The 2,853-nt window shown below is 65.4% G+C and carries 2 protein-coding genes; both read right to left on the bottom strand.

What is annotated here, in order from left to right; translation table 11 throughout:
- Positions 1-223: 223 nt before the first annotated feature.
- Positions 224-1,147 (bottom strand): CAP domain-containing protein, encoded by a 924-nt coding sequence (locus ACH4PU_RS36145; RefSeq protein ID WP_398282323.1) that lies wholly within the window; start codon positions 1,145-1,147, stop codon positions 224-226.
- A gap of 129 nt (positions 1,148-1,276) precedes the next feature.
- Positions 1,277-2,716 carry an NF041680 family putative transposase gene (locus tag ACH4PU_RS36150; protein ID WP_398282326.1) on the bottom strand — a complete coding sequence of 480 codons (1,440 nt, stop codon included), beginning with the start codon at positions 2,714-2,716 and terminating at the stop codon, positions 1,277-1,279.
- Positions 2,717-2,853 lie beyond the last annotated feature (137 nt).

Genomic DNA, 2,853 nt, shown 5'->3' on the forward strand with positions numbered 1-2,853 from the left:
AGCTTGTTCTTTAACCTCCTGTGCGACATCCCGTGAGTTCCCCTGAGCGCCACTGAGTCGCTGACTTCGTGGCCGGGGCTTTCTCACCGTGGGTTCGTGGCGAAGTGTGCCGAGTCCGCGCGCCGGCGTGCACTTGCGCAACGCAGCGTGCGGAGTGTCGGTGACATCGACGCTCGGATGTCGACCAACACAGGAGGGAGCGGACGCTCGTTGAGCCAGGCAGTCAGGAATGAAACACCTGGGTGAAGTAGTAGGAAGTCCAGCCGTCAGGATCATTGCCGAAAGCGATGCCCACGCCGCTCGTGTTGTGGTTGCAGTTAAGCATGGTCGCCTTATGGCTAGGACTATTCCACCAAGCATTGAAAGCCGTATCCGGTCCAGGCGGGGCAATATTGCCCCGAATCCTGCCGCGGAAGACGTTCTCGGCACCAGGGGAACCAACAGCCTGTGCGATCCGACCCCCGGACCCCGAAGCCAGACTACCGTCAGACCCGTAATGCCCCGGAAAGCCCTCCGGTGTCTTCTTGTCCCAGAGGCCGGGATGAACTGCCAGGTCTTCACTGTGGGCGCGTGCTACGACCACGAGACGTGGATCGACTTCAAGGCGTGAGCATCCCCCCTGCACGAGGTGCGCGTCCTTGACCAGCACCCAGGTCTGACGCTCCTGGGTATCCATCCAGTCTGTAGCATTCGCCTCGATATGCCCCAGGACGAAGGTCCAGCCTGCCGCCTCATGCCCACCGCCAGCGGGGCATCGGCCCTTGTTGGTCGGGAGTCCGTCGAAGAACAGCGCGTGACATTTACCGCAGTAACGCCAATCGCCCTGCTCCCTCGGACTGGGGGGAGAGGTCAAGGGGCCGTGGTAATTACCGAAGTACCAACCCGCCGCCTGATGCCCTCCGCCGGCGGGGCATTGACCCTTGTCCGAAAAGCCGTCATAGAAGAACGCGTGACAGGCGCCACAGTGGCGCCAATTTACTTGGACTACAGGAGTTTCCACGGGCGCTTGGTCGCCGCCCCACATATCGTAGTTGAAGCCCCAGGCTTTATGAACGCCGCCTGCCGGACATGGCCCCTTAGTCAAAAAGCCATCATAAGTCAGAACCTGACATTTGCCGCAGGAGCGCCAATCGAACTGATCAACCATGAGTTACGGGCTTTCTCATTTGTGTCGGTCCACGAACTCCCCCGGGGAGGGCCACCCAGGGCCACCCTTTTCAGTGTGGCCCTCCTGCGCCAACCGTGCATCTCCGCTAACTGTTCCTAAGCTTGTTCTTTAATCTTTCAACCGTTGTAGGGCGATAAGGGTCTTCTCGCGGCGGAGGGTTTTGCCCACGTCGTAGCGGGGTGCCCGGTGTCTGTTCGGGATGCCTGGTGGTCGTCCGGGGCCGGGTCGGTGGGGTTTCGGTGCTCGGGCGGGGCAGGGCATGTGCTGGCGGAGGTTCCGAAACGCCCGCCGGACCCGGGCGGGTGTGAGCCGGTGTGGTGCTGTCGGCTTCTCCCATGGGTGCCGCAGGTCGCGGACCAGCGGGCGGGCAAGCCGGAGCTGCGTGTAGGCGGCGATGACCAGCCACGTCCATCGGTCGGCCGTCTCGGGGTCCCGTAACCGGGGCCGGGTCCAGCCCAGCGTCTGCTTGAACAGCCGGAAGGTGTGCTCCAGGTCGAAGCGTCGCAGGAACGCCTGCCAGGCACGGTCGACGTCCGCGTCGTCGGCGCCGGTCTTCGAGGACCACAACCACACTGCGGGGGCCGCCCGGTCCTTCGACAGGTGCTCGACCTCCAGCCGGATCAACGTTCCCTCGATCAAGGGGAGTTCGCCCTCGTGGTCCAGCCATGCGGCCCGGTGGGTCAGCCGCGGGTGGACCCGGTCCCATGCCTGTGTGACGGCCTTGCCGTAGTTCGCTGTGGCTGTCCGGGTGGTGACTGTCGGCTCGGGCCAGGTCTCGGGTTTGGCGAAGCGAAACTCCGGGCCGTGCTTCGGCGGCCGGCCGCCCTTCGGGTCATAGACCCGAGGCGGCTTCGGCAGCCGCATCACCCGGTCACTGCGGACGCGTCCGACCAGCTCGACGGGCAGGTCCCGCAGCACCCAGGCCAGACGGGTCACGTCGTAGCCGGCGTCCGTCACGATCACGATGTCCGGCTCACCCGGCGCCCACTGGCCTGCCGCGATGAGCCGTTCGACGACGCCACGGAGCTGCTCGGCGGTGACCGCGGTGGCGTCGTCAGCCGGGCCGAGACGAACCGTGTCCAGGATCTGCGTCCAGGACGTGGTGCCCATCTCCAGCACGGCGACGAACGAGTACGGCCAGCCAGGGATGAACTGCGAGGCCGTCTTCGCCCGCCCGTAGACGTGGCAGAACAGCCTCTCCGGCGAGCACGGCGCGTCCGACCGCAGCCACGGCGAAACGTCGACGGCCAGGATCAAGCGCCCGCCCGGGAACCGAGGCAGTGGCAGGCCGGCCAGCAGCGACCGCAGCCGGCCGACGTCAATTCGGCCCTGGTTGAGGCCGTCGTACATCGCGCCGTGCCCACGGCGGTGCTCGGGCAGAAGCGTCAGCTCGACCGCCGAGTGCACCGCACCCGGCGCACACAGCACCGCATCCGCCAGCTCGAACAGCTCATCGCCGCGTCCGGTCAGACACGCGTACAACTCGTCCCGGAAGCGTGACGCTTCCGCGAACGCTTCCCCTGGAACGGTTCCGGGCAGCAGACTCACCTTTACGGCCTTCGTCGTGGTCACGTGCACCTTGGTCGGAGCACATGATCAGGCGGAGGCCGCCTCAGCGTCCGACGAATGCTCAGGTCAGCGACCCAGTTCGAGGCACATTTCGACGCCAGGGGTTAAAGAACAAG

The organism is Streptomyces sp. NPDC021100 (assembly GCF_044333095.1).
Taxonomy (GTDB): Bacteria; Actinomycetota; Actinomycetes; order Streptomycetales; family Streptomycetaceae; genus Streptomyces.